18 protein-coding genes are annotated in these 16,343 nt (G+C 59.7%); 10 read left to right on the top strand and 8 right to left on the bottom strand.

Features of this window, described 5'->3' with window-relative positions:
• The first annotated feature begins 36 nt into the window (after positions 1–36).
• A complete protein-coding gene (locus AFK67_RS07055; RefSeq protein ID WP_007724209.1) occupies positions 37–1,053 on the top strand; it encodes a 3-beta-hydroxysteroid dehydrogenase in 1,017 nt (338 codons plus the stop codon).
• Between the two features lie 38 nt (positions 1,054–1,091).
• On the opposite strand, the gene AFK67_RS07050 is transcribed toward AFK67_RS07055, so the two are convergent.
• The 3 genes from AFK67_RS07050 to AFK67_RS07040 are packed head-to-tail and all read right to left on the bottom strand — an operon-like array spanning position 1,092 to position 2,604.
• The gene (locus AFK67_RS07050) at positions 1,092–1,424 is read right to left on the bottom strand and encodes a gamma-glutamylcyclotransferase family protein (protein ID WP_007724212.1); all 333 of its coding nucleotides are present in this window, start codon (positions 1,422–1,424) and stop codon (positions 1,092–1,094) included.
• A 29-nt stretch (positions 1,425–1,453) separates the two neighbouring features.
• The gene (locus tag AFK67_RS07045; protein ID WP_038883946.1) at positions 1,454–2,284 is read right to left on the bottom strand and encodes an N-acetylmuramoyl-L-alanine amidase; all 831 of its coding nucleotides are present in this window, start codon (positions 2,282–2,284) and stop codon (positions 1,454–1,456) included.
• On the bottom strand, positions 2,281–2,604 hold the full coding sequence (locus AFK67_RS07040) for a heavy metal-binding domain-containing protein (RefSeq protein ID WP_004386731.1): 324 nt from the start codon (positions 2,602–2,604) through the stop codon (positions 2,281–2,283). Before AFK67_RS07040 ends, AFK67_RS07045 begins: the two co-directional genes overlap by 4 nt.
• Before the next feature lie 127 nt (positions 2,605–2,731).
• Between AFK67_RS07040 and AFK67_RS07035 the strand changes: the two genes are divergently transcribed.
• From AFK67_RS07035 to artJ, 6 genes are all read left to right on the top strand, one after another.
• Entirely contained in the window at positions 2,732–3,259 is a 528-nt protein-coding gene (locus AFK67_RS07035; protein WP_007724215.1) for a lipoprotein, read from the top strand.
• 202 nt (positions 3,260–3,461) lie between these two features.
• The gene (gene artP / locus AFK67_RS07030; RefSeq protein ID WP_007724216.1) at positions 3,462–4,190 is read left to right on the top strand and encodes an arginine ABC transporter ATP-binding protein ArtP; all 729 of its coding nucleotides are present in this window, start codon (positions 3,462–3,464) and stop codon (positions 4,188–4,190) included.
• Positions 4,191–4,210: 20 nt separating this feature from the next.
• Positions 4,211–4,942, top strand: a complete 732-nt coding sequence (gene artI / locus AFK67_RS07025; RefSeq protein WP_007724219.1) for an arginine ABC transporter substrate-binding protein ArtI — start codon at positions 4,211–4,213, stop codon at positions 4,940–4,942.
• A gap of 8 nt (positions 4,943–4,950) precedes the next feature.
• Positions 4,951–5,667: an arginine ABC transporter permease ArtQ gene (gene artQ / locus AFK67_RS07020; protein ID WP_032967339.1), complete on the top strand. Its 717-nt coding sequence runs from the start codon at positions 4,951–4,953 to the stop codon at positions 5,665–5,667.
• The gene (gene artM / locus AFK67_RS07015) at positions 5,667–6,335 is read left to right on the top strand and encodes an arginine ABC transporter permease ArtM (RefSeq protein ID WP_007747044.1); all 669 of its coding nucleotides are present in this window, start codon (positions 5,667–5,669) and stop codon (positions 6,333–6,335) included. The genes artQ and artM overlap by 1 nt, the downstream gene beginning before the upstream one ends.
• Before the next feature lie 255 nt (positions 6,336–6,590).
• Entirely contained in the window at positions 6,591–7,322 is a 732-nt protein-coding gene (gene artJ / locus AFK67_RS07010; protein ID WP_007724223.1) for an arginine ABC transporter substrate-binding protein ArtJ, read from the top strand.
• A gap of 8 nt (positions 7,323–7,330) precedes the next feature.
• Here artJ and AFK67_RS07005 read toward each other — a convergent pair whose 3' ends face one another.
• A complete protein-coding gene (locus tag AFK67_RS07005) occupies positions 7,331–8,212 on the bottom strand; it encodes a helix-turn-helix transcriptional regulator (protein ID WP_007724225.1) in 882 nt (293 codons plus the stop codon).
• 191 nt (positions 8,213–8,403) lie between these two features.
• Between AFK67_RS07005 and AFK67_RS07000 the strand changes: the two genes are divergently transcribed.
• The 3 genes from AFK67_RS07000 to AFK67_RS06990 are packed head-to-tail and all read left to right on the top strand — an operon-like array spanning position 8,404 to position 12,742.
• A complete protein-coding gene (locus AFK67_RS07000; protein ID WP_007724232.1) occupies positions 8,404–10,248 on the top strand; it encodes a DUF2264 domain-containing protein in 1,845 nt (614 codons plus the stop codon).
• Between the two features lie 18 nt (positions 10,249–10,266).
• Positions 10,267–11,526, top strand: coding sequence for an oligosaccharide MFS transporter (locus AFK67_RS06995; protein WP_007724235.1), 1,260 nt, complete (start codon positions 10,267–10,269; stop codon positions 11,524–11,526).
• Positions 11,527–11,554: 28 nt separating this feature from the next.
• The gene (locus AFK67_RS06990; protein ID WP_007724237.1) at positions 11,555–12,742 is read left to right on the top strand and encodes a glycoside hydrolase family protein; all 1,188 of its coding nucleotides are present in this window, start codon (positions 11,555–11,557) and stop codon (positions 12,740–12,742) included.
• A 63-nt stretch (positions 12,743–12,805) separates the two neighbouring features.
• Here the strand turns inward: AFK67_RS06990 and rlmC are convergent, their stop codons facing one another.
• The 4 genes from rlmC to potH all read right to left on the bottom strand — a co-directional run bounded on the left by rlmC (position 12,806) and on the right by potH (position 16,335).
• Complete coding sequence (gene rlmC / locus AFK67_RS06985) at positions 12,806–13,933, bottom strand: 23S rRNA (uracil(747)-C(5))-methyltransferase RlmC (protein WP_007724238.1); 1,128 nt, start codon at positions 13,931–13,933, stop codon at positions 12,806–12,808.
• A 52-nt stretch (positions 13,934–13,985) separates the two neighbouring features.
• The gene (locus tag AFK67_RS06980) at positions 13,986–14,420 is read right to left on the bottom strand and encodes a YbjO family protein (protein ID WP_050556150.1); all 435 of its coding nucleotides are present in this window, start codon (positions 14,418–14,420) and stop codon (positions 13,986–13,988) included.
• A 113-nt stretch (positions 14,421–14,533) separates the two neighbouring features.
• Complete coding sequence (potI, locus tag AFK67_RS06975) at positions 14,534–15,379, bottom strand: putrescine ABC transporter permease PotI (RefSeq protein WP_007747033.1); 846 nt, start codon at positions 15,377–15,379, stop codon at positions 14,534–14,536.
• A complete protein-coding gene (gene potH, locus AFK67_RS06970) occupies positions 15,376–16,335 on the bottom strand; it encodes a putrescine ABC transporter permease PotH (RefSeq protein ID WP_007724242.1) in 960 nt (319 codons plus the stop codon). Before potH ends, potI begins: the two co-directional genes overlap by 4 nt.
• Positions 16,336–16,343 lie beyond the last annotated feature (8 nt).

Below are 16,343 nucleotides of genomic sequence, written 5' to 3'. Positions count from 1 at the left end.
AATGCGCGGCTACACGTTACAGCACAGTGGATCGATATGAAGGTACTGGTCACGGGCGCCACCAGCGGTTTAGGCCGAAACGCGGTCGAATATTTACGTCATCAGGGTGTCCAGGTCAGAGCCACCGGGCGCAACGAAGCGATGGGCAAGCTGCTGGAAAAAATGGGCGCGGAGTTTATTCCTGCCGATTTAACCGAGCTGGTCTCCTCGCAGGCGAAAGCGATGCTGGCCGGTATCGACACCCTCTGGCACTGTTCCAGCTTCACCTCGCCCTGGGGCCCGCAGGAGGCGTTCGATCTCGCCAACGTGCGCGCTACCCGCCGTCTCGGCGAATGGGCTGTCGCCTGGGGCGTGCGCAATTTCGTGCATATCTCCTCGCCCGCGCTCTATTTCGACTATCACCACCATCGTGATATCCGCGAAGATTTCCGGCCTCACCGGATGGCGAACGCGTTTGCGCGCAGCAAAGCCGCCAGCGAAGAGGTTATCCAGCTGCTGGCGCAGGCTAACCCGCAGACGCGCTTTACCATTCTGCGTCCGCAAAGCCTATTCGGGCCGCACGATGTTGTCTTCTTCCCGCGTCTGGTGCAGATGATGCGCCATTACGGCAGCGTGCTGTTGCCGCGCGGCGGCGAAGCGCTGGTGGATATGACTTACCATGAAAACGCGGTCCACGCGATGTGGCTTGCAAGCAGCAGCGCCTGCGACGCGCTGCCGTCGGGACGCGCCTATAACATCACCAACGGCGAAGCGCGCCCGCTGAAAAGTATCGTGCAGAAGCTGATTGATGAACTGGGAATTTCATGCCGTATCCGCTCGGTGCCCTACCCGATGCTGGATATGATGGCGAGAAGCCTTGAGCGGCTCAGCAAACACTCCCATAAGGAGCCGGCGTTAACCCATTACGGCGTTTCCAAGCTTAATTTTGATTTCACGCTGGATATCAGCCGCGCCGAAAGTGAACTGGGCTATACGCCGGTGGTGTCGCTGGATGAGGGCATCGAGCGCACGGCCTGGTGGCTGCGCGACCACGGCACGCTGCACCGCGGTTAAAGGTCTTGCGGGCAGCGGTATTCTGCCCGCCTCTGGCGTTACGCCTCGTTTTTGAGTTGATACACCGACGCGCTAACGCACTCACCGTTTTTGGTCATGACGTTAACCGGTACGCGCTCATAGCCTTCGCCCTCAAACTCATCCAGTGCCGCCCAGTGATCGGCAAGGTGTTCGGAAGCAAACACAAAACCCTCGACGCGGTTATCGCTGCCATCAAGCACAATGCCCGGAAAGCCCATCTGTGCGCCCCAGCCTTTATTCATCAGCGTGCCGTTGACGAAGCCGGCTTCCCAGTCGCCGCCGATACGCTCAAGTACATGCGCGTTCGGACGACCGGGTCCTAAGGTGCCATAGACAAATAAACGTTCCACACACTCTCCTTTTACTGTCATCACGCAGGTCAGCCCTGCCCATATTTTTCCAACAACGCCTCGGCTATCGCCTGGCTCTGTGCATCCGGCAGACCGTCATAACGGGCGGGCCGGAAATGCATCTGGAACGCCTGGATCACGCGCTTGCGCTGCACCTCGCTCATCTGCGGCGTCACGTCATAGCCGTAACGCGCCAGCAGATCCAGCAGATCGTTTTCCCCGACCGGCGCGTAAGGGTTGCGCCCGGCGAGATAAAACGCCACGCGCTGAGCATCCGGCCACGCGCCTATCCCCTGCGCCGCCAGCGCCTGCCATGGGAACAGCGGCCCCGGATCGTCTTTGCGCTGCGGCGCGATATCCGCATGCGCCACGACGTTCTGCGGCGCAATCTGGTAACGGTGAATGATGTCGCGCGCAAGCTTGCTGAGTACGGCTATCTGCGGCGGGCTGAACGGGAAGAACCGCTTCTGCCCGTCGATTTTCCGGTAGCCGTAGTTTTCCAGTTCAATGCCGACCGAGGTGTCGTTTAACCGCGTGGCGCCGCGCCAGAAGCTCGCGCCCGCATGCCACGCCAGCTCGCGCTCCGGCACCAGTTGCCAGATTACCGGCTTGCCGCCTTTTTCAGGCGGGTTCGCCGGGATCAGATAGTGCGAGCTGACGTGCCGGTCGGTCAGCGTGGCGAGCGACGTGTCGAAATCATCGGCGGTGTAGTGGATGACCAGCACTTTAATGCGCGGATATGCCGCCTGCGCGGCGCGGCGCGTGTCCACTTTATAATCGCCGCGATCGACAATGCCCTTTTCGCCCGCGCACCCGGCGAGCAGCACCGCCAGCAGCAGCGGCCAGAAACGCGCTTTCATCGACGGGTTTTCACCGCCGTGCCGCTGACACTCACCATTAGCATGCTGCCGTCTTTACCGACAGTTTCATAATCGATATCAATGCCGACGACGGCATCAGCGCCGAGCGACGCGGCCTGGTCGCCGAGCTCGCGAAACGCGATTTCGCGCGCCTTACGCAGCTCTTTTTCATACGCGCCGGAACGGCCGCCCACAATGTCGCGGATGCCCGCGAAAAAGTCGCGAAAGATATTGGCGCCGAGAATTGCCTCGCCGGTGACGACGCCGCAATATTCAACGATAACTTGCCCTTCCAGGGTTGGCGTGGTGGAAAACTGCATGGTTCTCTCCTTTTGGCTATCAATGCGTTAGCAGACGATACCAGACGCAATTCGGTAACGATACGCTATGCTAAAAAAGTCCTGTGACAAGAAACGTAGTCCTGCTTACCGGAATAAGGAAATAAAAATGCGCCATACCGTTCTGACTCTGGTTCTTCCGTGCGCGCTGATGCTGAGCGCCTGTACCACCGTGACGCCCGCCTTTAAGGATATCGGCTCGCGCAGCGGCCCGTGCGTGGAAGGCGGCCCTGATGCCGTGGCGGAACAGTTCTACCAGCATCGCATCGAACAGCGCAGCCAGGGGCTGACGCGCCTGACCGACCTGCGCCCCTATTTAAGCGATTCGCTCTACCAGCTTCTGGATAAATCGAACCGTGAAAACCACGCCGATAACGGCTTCTTACGCACCGACCCGTTCTCCAGCCGCACTGATGCGCCTGAGAGCGTGCGCGTCGCCAGCGCCTCGCGCATTCCGAACACCGACGCGCGCAATATTCCGCTGCGCGTGGAGCAGCAGCGCGGCGAGACAAAATGGCTGGATGAAGTACTGATGGTGCGCGAAGGCCAGTGCTGGGCGGTCGATGACGTGCGCTATCTGGGCGGCAACGGGCACGCGCCTGCGGGCACGCTGCGCCAGTCGCTGGAGCGCCGTTAAGCGCGGCGGGGCGTGGGTGCGATAAACCGTCTGGCTTAGCGCCATCTGACCGACATTTATTCTTGCCCCACCCCCACCCCGCTATATCGTGCTGGTTTTGTGCCGAAAATGTGGAGAATATTAAGTTTTAACGCACTAATATTGCATAACTATTCTGCCAACGGTACTATTCGCGGTCTCAATTGCTATTCAACTGCTACGCATGAGTATTCAACTAAACGGCATAAACTGCTTCTACGGCGCGCATCAGGCGCTGTTTGACATCACGCTCAGCTGCCCCGAGGGCGAAACGCTGGTGTTGCTTGGCCCAAGCGGCGCGGGAAAAAGCTCGCTGCTGCGGGTACTCAATTTGCTGGAGATGCCGCGTTCCGGCCAGCTCAGCATTGCGGGCAACCAGTTCGACTTCTCGAAGGCGCCGGGCGATAAAGCGATCCGCGAGCTGCGCCGCAATGTCGGCATGGTCTTCCAGCAGTACAATCTGTGGCCGCACCTGACGGTGCTGGATAATCTTATCGAAGCGCCGTGCCGGGTGCTGGGACTCAGCAAAGAGGACGCGCGCAAGCGCGCCGATAAACTGCTGGAGCGCCTGCGCCTGACGCCTTACGCCGATCGTTATCCGCTCCATCTTTCTGGCGGTCAGCAGCAGCGTGTGGCGATTGCGCGCGCGCTGATGATGGAGCCGCAGGTGCTGCTGTTTGACGAGCCGACCGCCGCGCTCGACCCGGAAATCACTGCCCAGATCGTGAGCATTATCCGCGAGCTGTCGCAGACCGGGATCACGCAGGTTATTGTGACGCACGAAGTGGAAGTGGCGCGTAAAACCGCCAGCCGGGTGGTCTATATGGAAAATGGACATATTATCGAACAGGGTGACGCGAGCTGCTTTAGCGCCCCTGCGACCGACGCGTTCAAAAACTATCTTTCCCACTGAAGATGACCGGAATAATGACAATGAAAAACGTATTGATTGCCGCGCTTCTCGCAAGCGTTAGCCTTTCCGCTGCCGCAGCACAAACTATCCGTTTCGCAACCGAAGCCTCTTACCCTCCGTTTGAGTCCATGGATGCGAGCAATAAAATCGTCGGTTTCGACGTCGATCTGGCCAATGCCCTGTGTAAAGAGATTGACGCGACCTGCACATTCACCAATCAGGCGTTCGACAGCCTCATTCCGGCGCTGAAATTCAAGCGTGTGGACGCCGTGATGGCGGGCATGGACATCACCCCTGAGCGTGAAAAACAGGTGCTGTTCACCGCGCCGTATTACGACAATTCCGCGCTGTTCGTCGGCCTGCAGGGTAAAAACAGCAGCATCGACCAGCTGAAAGGCAAACGCGTAGGCGTGCAGAACGGCACCACGCACCAGAAATTCATTACCGACAAACACCCGGAAATCACCACCGTGCCTTATGACAGCTACCAGACCGCGCGCCTGGATCTGCAAAATGGCCGCATCGACGCCGTATTTGGCGACACTGCCGTGGTAACCGAATGGCTGAAGACCAACCCGAAACTGGCCGCTGTTGGCGATAAAGTGACTGACAAAGACTATTTCGGCACCGGCCTTGGTATTGCGGTCCGTCAGGGCAACACCGAGCTTCAGCAGAAATTCAACACCGCGCTGGAGAAGGTGAAAAAAGACGGCACGTACAAAGCCATCTACGACAAATGGTTCCAGAAGTAATCGCCTGAATGAACGATATGTTTCCCTTAGCAAGCGCCGCCGGGATGACCGTCGGCCTTGCCGTCTGCGCCCTTTGCCTGGGCCTGGTGCTGGCGATGCTGTTCGCCGTCCTGGAATCGGCGAAGTGGCGGCCTGTCGCGTGGCTCGCCACCGCGCTGGTGACGCTGCTGCGCGGCCTGCCGGAAATTCTGGTGGTGCTGTTTATCTATTTCGGCTCGTCGCAGCTGCTGCTGACGCTCTCGGACGGGTTTACCATCCCTCTGGGGTTCGCCACCCTTCCGGTACAGGTGCAGATCGATAACTTCGATGTGAGCCCGTTCCTGTGCGGCGTGATTGCGCTCGCCCTGCTCTATTCCGCCTACGCCTCCCAGACGCTGCGCGGCGCGCTGAAAGCCGTTCCGCACGGTCAGTGGGAATCGGGCCAGGCGCTGGGGCTGTCGAAATCCGCCATTTTCTTCCGCCTGGTGATGCCGCAGATGTGGCGCCACGCCCTGCCGGGGCTCGGCAACCAGTGGCTGGTGCTGCTGAAAGACACCGCGCTGGTGTCGCTGATTAGCGTGAACGATTTGATGCTGCAAACCAAAAGCATCGCCACCCGCACCCAGGAGCCGTTTACCTGGTACATTGTCGCGGCGGCGATTTATCTGGTGATCACCCTGATAAGCCAGTACGTCCTCAAGCGCATCGACCTGCGCGCCACGCGTTTTGAGCGGAGGCCTGGCTAATGCTCGATTACCTGCCGGAGCTTCTCAAAGGGCTGCACACCAGCCTGACGCTTACCGTGGCGTCCATCGCCGTGGCGCTGGTGCTGTCGGTTATCTTCACGATAATCCTGACGCTGAAAACGCCGGTGCTGGTCTGGCTGGTGCGCGGCTACATTACGCTGTTCACCGGGACGCCGCTGCTGGTGCAGATCTTCCTGATTTACTACGGGCCGGGACAGTTTCCGTCGCTGCAGAACTATCCGTGGCTGTGGCATGTGCTTTCCGAGCCGTGGTTGTGCGCGCTGGTGGCGCTGTCGCTGAACTCGGCGGCGTATACCACGCAGCTCTTTTACGGCGCTATCCGGGCTATCCCGGAGGGCCAGTGGCAGTCCTGCGGCGCGCTCGGCATGAGCCGCAAAGATACGCTCGCTATCCTGCTGCCGTATGCGTTTAAGCGCGCGCTCTCGTCGTATTCCAACGAAGTGGTGCTGGTGTTTAAGAGTACGTCCCTCGCCTATACGATCACGCTGATGGAAGTGATGGGGCACGGGCAACTGCTGTATGGCCGCACCTATGACGTGATGGTGTTTGGCGCGGCGGGCGTGATTTATCTTATCGTCAACGGTCTGTTGACGCTGCTGATGCGCCTGATTGAGCGTCGCGCGCTGGCGTTTGAGCGCCGTAGTTAGTTCCCCTCACCGTGCCCTCTTCCCGCTGGGAAGAGGGCTGTATGGTTGGATGGCGGGTGCGCTGACGCTTACCCGCCTACCTGAATGAGACCCTCTTTTGTAGAGCGCGTAAGCGCAGCGCACCCGCCGCCCCCCAGCCCCGCCAGATATAATACTTATACATTTTTATTGAATATAAATTCACATAATGGCATGGTGTCATCACGCCGGGTAAACGGTGATATACAACAAGATTGACAGACGGGAGCTTCACGCATGAAAAAAATTATTCTGGCCGCCATGCTGGCGGGTGCCGCATTCCACGCCGCTGCCGCGGATAAAATCAGCTTCGGTTCCTCTGCGACTTACCCGCCGTTCGAATCGCTTGACGCCAGCAATCAGATCGTCGGTTTCGACATCGATCTCGCGAAAGCGTTATGCAAACAAATGCAGGCGGAGTGCACATTCACCAACCATGCGTTCGACAGCCTGATCCCGGCGCTGAAATTTAAAAAATATGACGCCGTCATCTCCGGTATGGACATCACGCCCGAGCGCCAGAAACAGGTCGCGTTCACCACGCCTTACTATGCCAACTCCGCCGTGGTGATTGCCAAAAAAGGCGCGTACAAATCCTTCGATGAGCTGAAAGGCAAGCGTATCGGCATGGAAAACGGCACCACGCACCAGAAATACCTCCAGGATAAACACCCGGAAGTGAAAACCGTGGCGTATGACAGCTACCAGAACGCGATTATCGACCTGAAAAATGGCCGTCTCGATGGCGTCTTCGGCGATACCGCCGTGGTGAACGAATGGCTGAAGAACAACCCGCAGCTCGGCACCGCCACGGAAAAAGTGACCGACCCGCAATATTTCGGCACCGGTCTTGGCATCGCGGTACGCCCGGAAAACGTCGCGCTGCTGAAAAAGCTCAACGACGCGCTGGCAGCTATCAAAGCCGACGGCACTTACCAGAAAATCAGCGATCAGTGGTTCCCGCAGTAAGCGTCGCGTCACACCTTCCAGGGCCCGCCATACGGGCCTTTATTTTTTCGCGATTTACGGTACTGCAACGGCGTTTCGCCAAGCCGCTTGCGAAAGCAACGGATGAAATACGTGGTATCGGAAAAACCGGTCATCTGCGCGATATCCGCCACGCTGTACGCGTGATGGCGTAACAACTCGCACGCCTTGCGCAGCCGGAACGTCGTCAGATAGTCGTGGATTGCCTCCCCCGTCTCCTGCTGAAAGCGACGCGAAAGATAGCTGCGCGAACGGTTAAGCTGAAGCGCCAGCGCGCTGAGGCTGAATTTCTGCGCATAGTGTTCTTCCACCCAGTACATCACCTGCGTTGAGAGCATATTGCTGGCGCGCGGCAGCGGCGCGGGCGTTTGCGGTAACAGGCTCAGCAGATGGATTAAAAAGCTCGCCACCTCTTCATGCTCGCTACGGCCTTTCGCGAGCCGCGGCGCGTAAAGCGTGAAAAGATGGTCAAGATGCGCGTGAATGTCGGCGAAATCTACCACGGTTGCCCGCGCGCCGCGCTGGCAGAGCTGCTCCAGCCGGGCGTGGCGCTGCGCGAACGGCGTCAGCAGCCGCAGCGCGGCGTGATTATCCAGATGGATAACCGTGCGCCGGTAGCGCTCACGCTCGCGCTCTTCCACCATCACTTTATGCAGCGTCATCGGCGGAAAGATAAACAGCCGCCCGGGACGCATCGTGTATTGCTGGTTATCCACCATCACCACGCCGTAGCCCTCCTCCACGTACAGCAGCTCCAGACATTGATGCCAGTGATGATAGCGAATCGAATTGGCGTACAGGCGGCTGAACGAGACGATGTCGTCATCGAGCGAGATAAGCTCCAGCAGCGATTTTTCGCAGGCGGTATCCACAGGGCAACAGATTTCAATTTTTGGCCAGGTGACAGAAGTTATAAACCATAGTTTTAAATTTTCTCAAACAGTGTCTTAGGTAATGCGTCACCCTGTGACACAGCTAACATTTAGCCCTCGCCCGGCTTACCTATGCTTGCACCCATCACGCAGGAGCGCAGCGCGATACAAGCGCATTGATGAGGTGAATAATGGCAGGCGAGAAAAACAGAGAAAATCCGCTTTCTTCCCGCAGCGATGTAACGGCGCTGCTGATGCGGCTGTTGCGCGGGCTGGACGCGCAGTTTGTGGCAGGCGACACCGGCATTACGCTCGGGACAACCGGCGCGCACTACGGGCCGGACATTGCACGCATGGAAGGGCTGTCGCGCGCGTTGTGGGGCCTGTTTCCGCTAATGGCGGGCGGCGACGCGCCGCCGGAGTGTGAAAAATACCTGACGGCCATCCGCCACGGCACCGACCCGCAGCATCCGGGCTACTGGGGAGATACCGGCCCCTACGATCAGCGGCTGGTGGAAATGGCGGCCTATGGTCTCGGGCTTGCGCTGTTGCAGGAGACACTCACCGCACGGTTCAGCGCCCGCGAACTCGATAATCTCTATCGCTGGCTGCGCCAGATTGCTGACGCCGACATGCCGGACAGCAACTGGAACTACTTCGCGATCCTCGTGGAACTGGGCTTCAGGCGCGCCGGGCTGCCGTGGCGGCGCGATGTGCTGGAAGCGCGCTTCGCCCGCATGGAGGCGTATTACCTCGGCAACGGCTGGTACGCCGATGGTCCAGGCCGTCCGAGGGATTATTACATCTCGATGGCGTTTCACTTCTACGGGCTGGTCTACGCCACGCTGATGGCGCAGGACGACGCCGAACGCGCCGCCACGCTTCGCGACCGCGCGCGCCGGTTCGCCGCCGATTTCATCTGGTTTTCCGCAGCCAGCGGGGCCGCGATTCCGTTTGGCCGCAGTCTGACTTACCGCTTCGCGATGGTCGCATTCTGGAGCGCCGTCGCGTTCTCCGGTCTGGACGTCTTTACGCCGGGCGTGGTGAAAGGCATCGTGCTGCGCCACCTGCGCTGGTGGATGGCGCAGCCGATTCTCGATCGCGACGACATCCTCACGCTCGGCTACGCCTGCCCCAATCTCGCGATGTGCGAAGACTATAACTCTCCCGGCTCTCCGTACTGGGCGCTGAAGGTGTTTCTGGTGCTGGCGCTCCCGCAAACGCATCCGTTCTGGCAGGCGCAGGAAGCGCCGCTGCCGCTTGCCGACGGGCATCACGCGATTCCCGAAGCTTCGCAGTTGCTTGTTCACAGCGAAGCGTCGCGCCACGCCTGGCTGCTGACCGCAGGCCAGCTGGAGTTGAATAACTATGTGAATACCGAGGCCAAATACACCAAATTCGCCTACTCCAGCCACTTCGGGTTCACCATTGAGCGGGGCCGCTACGGCATTAAACATGCCGCCTGCGATTCGATGCTGCTGCTTTGCGAGCACGACGGCTACTACCGCGGCCGCCGCGAGTGCGAGGACGTCGTAACGGCCGACGACCATATTTTCTCGCGCTGGTCGCCGTGGCATGACGTACAGGTCGCGACCTGGCTTATCCCCTGCGGCATGTGGCAGTTGCGTGTGCACCATATTCGTAGCGCCCGCGAACTCCACAGCGTCGAGGGCGCCTTCGCCACACGCTGGCAGCCGCAGGCGACACGCGTTGAAACCCCATCAGGCCGCTGCGTTATTCATGCCCCGTACGGCGCCAGCGCCATCGTTGAGCTTTCCGCCGCCAACCCACGACAGCCGGAACCGATCATTACCCCGCCCAACAGCAGCGTGATGTTTGCCGAATGCGCCGCTATTGCGGCGCTGAGCGGCGCGATAGCCCCAGGCGAGACCTGGCTGTGCTGCGCGGCGGCTGGCGTTATCGGCGCACCGGACGCGCTGCCGCCCGCGCCAACGCTTTCGATTGACGCCGATGGCCTGCGACTGCACGCGCCAGACGGCGAGGTTTACCTCTACCCGCTCTACAACAATAAATAACGCCCCTGAGAGGATTGTATGAAAAACATCACTGCTGCGAATAAAGCGGAATACGTGAAGATCAGTAGTTTTATCTTTCTCTACTTCTTTACCTGGTCTGCCAGCATCGGTCTGCTGGCTATCTGGCTCGGCCAGAAAACCCATCTGAGCGGTTCGGTCATCGGAACCGTGTTTGCGGTCAACGGGATTTTCTCGGTAATCCTCAAGCCCGTGTATGGCTACATTCTCGATAAAATCGGCATGAGCAAGCACCTGCTCTATTTTGTCGTCGGCATGTCCGCACTAATGGCGCCGTTTTTTATCTATGTTTATCAACCGCTACTCATCTCGAATACGCTGCTCGGGATTATCGTCGGCGCGGTTTATTTAAGCTTCGCCTGGTATGCAGGCGTCGCCGCCTGTGAATCCTACACCGACCGCTACAGCCGCCTGAACGGCATGGAGTTTGGGCAGATCCGCATGTGGGGCTCGCTCGGCTGGGCGGTCGCCTCGTCGTTCTCCGGGCTGCTGTTTAACCTCTCCCCGGCCTATAACTTTGTGCTTGGCAGCGTCGCGTCGCTGGTCATGCTCGGCGTATTGCTGAGCCTGAAAGTGAACACCGCCACCGCGCACGCCAGCGAGGTGATAGCGAAACAAAAAATCGCCATGAGTGACGTGTATGAACTGCTGCGCAGCCGCAAGTTCTGGGCGTTCTGCCTTTACGTGGCGGGCGTCGCCTGGATGATGTTTATCGCCGAGCAGCAGTTTTCGCGCTATTTCGTCACTTTCTTTGACGACGTGCAGCAGGGCAACGCGGTATTCGGTTACCTCGGCACTGTCCAGTCCGGTATGGAATTTTTGATGTACATGGTGATCCCGGTGTTCGTCAATTACGTGGGAGCCAAAAAAGGCCTGCTGATTGTCGGCCTGGTGGTGGGCGCGCGGCTGATTATCTCCGGGATGTGTGATTCGCACTTGCTTATCTCGGTACTGAAACCGCTTTACGGACTCGAAATCTGCCTGTTGCTGGTGTCGGTGTTCAAATATATCGCCGAGCATTTCGACAAACGCGTCAACGCCACCATGTATCTGCTGGGCTACCAGGCGATGCTCTACGTTGGCAACGTGGTGGTGTCATCGCCCGCAGGCTACCTCTATGACCGCATCGGTTTCGAGCAGACCTACATCCTGATGGGCGCTATCGCCCTCACCTTTACGTTCATTTCCGCCTTTACCCTTTCCGCCTGTCAGAGCAAGCGCGCCGGCTCGCCTCACACCGCGGCGGCGGTGAAACACTGACTGTCAGACATACTTTTAAGGAGCTGTTATGTTGCAATCCATCGCCAGTGAACCGTTTATCTCCCCGCCGCAGACGCCCTGCCTGGCCGCCCTGCGCGAGACGCTGAGCCAAACCCGCGAAGCCGTGCTGGCGCGTCTGCGCCAGAATCTGGCCGCGTTTGGCGACCGTTTCCCCGCTGAAACCTGCGTGAAGGGGTATTACCCGCTGACGGAAAACGTCGAGTGGACGACCAGCTTCTGGACCGGGCAGCTGTGGCTTGCCTGGGAGCTGTCTGGGGATGAGGCGTTTCGCGCCGCCGCGCAGCGCCAGGTGCGCTCGTTTGGCGAACGTATCGCCGGGCGTCACGACACCAACACGCACGATCTGGGCTTTCTTTATACGCTCTCCTGCGTGGCCGACTGGCGGCTCAACGCCAGCCGCGAGGCGCGCGGCTTCGCGCTGCTGGCGGCTGAGGCGCTGCTTGAGCGTTATCACCCCAGGGCGCAAATTATTCAGGCCTGGGGCAATCTGGACGATCCGGAGCAGGCCGGGCGGATGATTATCGACTGCAACATGAACCTGCCGCTGCTCTGGTGGGCGAGCGAGCAGACCGGCGACGGGCGTTTCGCGGCGGCGGCGCAGGCGCACGTGAACCAGGCGGCGCGTTATCTGGTGCGCCCGGATGCCTCGTCATGGCACACCTATTATATGGATCCGGTTACGGGCGATCCGCGTTTCGGCAACACCCAACAGGGTTACGCCGATGATTCATGCTGGTCGCGCGGCCAGGCATGGGGGATTTACGGATTTCTGCTGAGTTACCGCTATACCGGCGATAAACGGATGGTGGGGCTATCGAAGAAGCTCGCGAGTTATTTCTTAAACCGCCTGCCGGAAGACGGCGTATGTCACTGGGATCTCGCGCTGCAGGGCACTGACGCGCTGCGTGATTCCTCTGCCGCCGCGATTACCGTGTGCGGACTGCTTGAGCTTATCAAACATCTGCCCGCCACCGACCCCCACCGCGCCGTCTGCGAGCAGTGGGCGCTGCATATTTTCACGTCCCTGACGCAAGACTATCTGGCGAAGCCCGAAGACGCCTGCAATGGTCTGCTGAAGCATTCGGTTTACCATCTGGCGAGTAACAAGGGCGTGGACGAATGTTGCAGCTGGGGCGACTATTTCTATATGGAAGCGCTGACACGGCTGTCGCAAAGCTGGAAGCTTTACTGGTAAGGGGAACGGTGCGGGTGGCGGGGCCTGTGGCGGGCGCGCTCCGCTTACCCGCCCTTCCGGGATTTACTGCCGCACCAGCAGCGTCAGCACCTCATAATGCGCGGTATGCGGGAACATATCGAACAACTGCACGCGAGCGATACGGTAACCCGGCAGACGCGCAATATCTTTTGCCATCGTCTGCGCGTTACAGCTGGAATAAATGATGTAGCCTGGCGCCATATGGCTCAGATAATCGCACAGCGCCTCCCCAATGCCGCGACGCGGTGGGTTGACGAGCACCAGGTCCGGCACCGCCTGCTGGCCTGTCGCGAAATCGGTGGAATCGAGCGCCTGAAAATGCACGTTACGCAGCCCAAGCTGCTGCGCCGAGGCGCTGGCGCTGGCGATAGCTTCCGGCGCGATTTCAATGCCGGTCAGCGTCATGTAGGGCGTCGCGCAGTGCAGGCCAAAACCGCCCACGCCGCAGAAGAGATCCCACATATGGTTTACCGGCAGCGCGCGCACCCAGTCGCGGGCCGCGGCGTAAAGCGCGCTCGCCACCGTCGGGTTGGTCTGGAAAAAGCTCTGCGGGCGGATCCACAGCGGCACGCCGTTGAAATTCTCGGCCAGCGCCTGTTGCTCTGTAAGCCAGATTTCCTCGTCGCCTTCCATAATCGCCATATGCACCGGCTGAATATTGGCGGTCACCACCCTTAACTGCGGCAGTTGTGCCAGCAGCGCAGGCAGCGCGGCGCGCAGCGCCTCGAGTTTGGTCGTCGAGCGCAGCACAAAGCGCAGCATCAGCCCGCCGTCGAGCGTGCTCTCGGTCAGCAGCAGGTATTTCAGCTCGCCGCGCTTGCGGGCGACGTTATACGGCGTCAGCCCCGCGCGGGCGATAAACGGTTTTAAGGCCGCAAAGACTGCGTAAAACGACGCCGGGTAAAGCGGGCATTCGGTCAGATCTACCGGCGTGCCGTCGCGGTGCAACATCCCGAGCAGCGGTTTTTCCACGCTCCCGCTCACCACCATTTTGGCCTTGTTGCGAAACGCCTGCTCCGGCCCGCTGACCGGCGCGCACCAGTCGCCCACCGGCAGTTCAGCCAGCAGCGCTCGCAGATCGGTCATTTTGTCGGCAAGTTGCGTGTCGAGGGGCTGTTCAATCCACTGACAGGAGCGGCAGCGCCCGGCGTCATAGAGTGCGCAGTGCATAGCTAAAAACCTTAAGAAAAACGCGGACCGGCGATTCTATCACGCCGCAGGATTACTGTAGTCGGAAAAAACGTCGGCTGCGGGCGGGAATAAATAACAGGGAAAGCACCAGCAGATCGGGCAGTTTTTGCATCACCAGCGAATGGAATATCTCGCGGCGCGAGCCGCCCGCGATGCTGAAAAGCTCAGGGTAGCCCCAGCCGAGCGACGCCGCCCAGAGATAGCCCGTGGCGATAATCTGAGTGAGCAAAAAGACCCAACGGCCCCAGGCGCGCCCCTGCAGAATGACGAACGCACAGCGGAATTCGATGCATAGCAGCACAAGGCTTGCGAAGAAAATCAGCGTCAGGCTCCAGGTCTGGACGCTGCGGTGGATAAAGTCCATCACGCCGCGCACGCCCAGCAGATTGAAGATCATCAGCAGATCCAGGCAGCGCGTAGAAATAATGCCTATCGCCGCCACCTGTACCAGCGTAGGAGCGTTCATTCGGGCGTGTGATTGTCGCGCTTTGCTGAAAATGTCCAAATCTCGCCTTCCCTGTGAAGCAGCGCCGCGTCATACGCGGCGCTGGGGGCACATGATTGCAGATTTTAGGCGGTTCAGCTATGCCTTGCACGCTGGATGTCGCGCAGTCGCTGCTTTTCTGCCCGCGCCATGAAAAACCAGGCGATCAGACCGATAACGCCGACCACGGCGAGGATGATGGACGCCAGGGCGTTGATCTCCGGGTTGACGCCCATTCGCACGCTGGAGAAGACCAGCATCGGCAGCGTCGTGGCCCCCGGCCCCGAGACAAAGCTTGCGATAACGAGATCATCAAGCGAGAGCGTAAAGGCGAGCAGCCAGCCGGAAACTACCGCAGGCATGATCATCGGCAGGGTGATGACGAAGAACACTTTCAGCGGCGCGGCGCCGAGATCCATCGCCGCCTCTTCAATCGAGCGGTCGAGCTCGCGCAGGCGCGAGCTGATGACCACCGACACATAGGCGGTACAGAACGTGACGTGCGCGAGCCAGATGGTCAGCATTCCACGGTCCGACGGCCAGCCGATAGCGTGGCCAAGCGCCACGAACAACAGCAGCAGCGACAGCCCGGTGATGACATCCGGCATAACCAGCGGCGCGGTGAGCATAAAGGCGAAGCCGTTCGAGCCGCGAAAACGCCCGAACCGCACCATCACCACCGCCGCGATCGTGCCCAGCACTACCGCCATCGTGGCGGCGCAGGCGGCAATCGTCAGGCTCAGTCCTACCGCGCTTATCATCGCCGAATCGCGGAACAGCTCGCCATACCAGCGTGTGGACCAGCCCGCCCACACCGTCACCAGTTTCGAGCTGTTAAACGAGTAGACCACCAGCATCAGCATCGGCGCGTAGAGAAACGCGAAGCCGACCACCAGGATCAGAATGCGCCACGGCGAGCGCACCACGGGCAGATTGTTCATGCATGGTCTCCCATCGTTTTGTTCTGATACTTGTGGAACCACATGATGGGCACGATAAGCACCACCAGCATGGTGATCGCCACCGCCGAGGCCACCGGCCAGTCGCGGTTGTTAAAGAACTCCTGCCACAGCACGCGGCCAATCATGATGCTGTCCGGCCCGCCGAGCAGTTCCGGGATAACGAACTCCCCAACCGCCGGGATAAACACCAGCATCGAGCCCGCGATAATCCCGCTTTTGGTGAGCGGCACGATAATGCTGAAGAAGGTTTTGACCGGGCGCGCGCCCAGATCGAGCGAGGCTTCCACCAGCGAATAGTCGATGCGGGTCAGCGCGGTGTAAATCGGCAGCACCATGAACGGCAGATAGGCGTAGACGATCCCGATATAGACCGCGAGATTGGTGTGCAGAATCGCGAGCGGCTGATCGATAACGCCGAGCCACAGCAGCACGTTGTTCAGCACCCCGTTCTCTTTGAGAATGCCCATCCAGGCGTAGACGCGAATAAGAAACGACGTCCACGACGGCAGGATAACCAGCAGCAGCAGGATATTACGCGTCGAGGGCTTGCTGTGCGCGACCGCCCAGGCGAGCGGATAGCCGAGCAGCAGACAGAACAGCGTCGAAATCGCCGCCACCTGCAATGACTGCAAATACGCCTCGAAATAGAGCGGATCGTCGGTCAGTTGCAGGAAGTTGCCGATGTTCAGCGTCACCGACAGCTGATCGTCCGCCCAGCTCACCAGATCGGTATACGGCGGAATAGCCCGCGCCATTTCCGCCAGGCTGATTTTAAAGACAATCAGGAACGGCAGCATAAACAGCAGGATCAGCCACACGTAGGGCAGCGCGATAACCAGCTTGCGGCCATGCGCCATTTGCAGGCGCGCGAGCCATAACCGGAACCCGCCGGGTGCGGCGGACGGCGGCTCGCTTTGACGTTCAAGGGAACTCATGTTTCGCC

The organism is Cronobacter dublinensis subsp. dublinensis LMG 23823 (genome assembly GCF_001277235.1).
In the GTDB taxonomy this organism is placed as follows: domain Bacteria; phylum Pseudomonadota; class Gammaproteobacteria; order Enterobacterales; family Enterobacteriaceae; genus Cronobacter; species Cronobacter dublinensis.
This window is presented reverse-complemented; position numbering and strand designations above follow the sequence as displayed.